Annotated in this window: 1 tRNA gene and 1 rRNA gene; both read left to right on the top strand. The window is 42.5% G+C overall.

Going from position 1 to position 492, the window contains the following annotated elements:
- Positions 1 to 52, top strand: a 16S ribosomal RNA gene (locus KJK34_RS15100); the annotation flags it as partial.
- A gap of 180 nt (positions 53 to 232) precedes the next feature.
- Positions 233 to 306: transfer RNA gene (locus KJK34_RS15095), tRNA-Ile, on the top strand.
- The last annotated feature ends 186 nt before the right edge of the window (positions 307 to 492 follow it).

Genomic DNA, 492 nt, shown 5'->3' with positions numbered 1-492 from the left:
TAAGTCGTAACAAGGTAGCCGTACCGGAAGGTGCGGCTGGAACACCTCCTTTCTAGAGATTACGACCAAATAGGCAAAACGATAGAATAAGAGCCACTCTTACTCTCGCTGTTAGTTCAAAAATATTACACTTAAGAAAAAGAGAGCTGGAAAAGATTTAAGAATTAAGAAATCAGGCTTAAGAATAAGCATTCAACCTGAAATCATAAATCATAAATCTGAAATTAAAAATAGTCTCGTAGCTCAGCTGGTTAGAGTACTACACTGATAATGTAGGGGTCGGCAGTTCGAGTCTGCCCGGGACTACAAAAAGCCAAGAGGCAACAGCCGCAAGGCAAAAGCCTGAAAAACTTAAGTGAAAAGAGGAAATTTTAGAAGTTGAGTTATCAACATCCGCTGAAAGCCGACAGCTGATAACTGAAAGCTAACAATTTGGGGGATTAGCTCAGCTGGCTAGAGCGCCTGCCTTGCACGCAGGAGGTCATCGGTTCG

This window comes from Flavobacterium coralii (genome assembly GCF_019891545.1).
Lineage (GTDB): Bacteria > Bacteroidota > Bacteroidia > Flavobacteriales > Flavobacteriaceae > Flavobacterium > Flavobacterium coralii.
The sequence above is the reverse complement of the archived record's forward strand: the minus strand, read 5'-3'. Positions and strand labels throughout refer to the sequence as shown.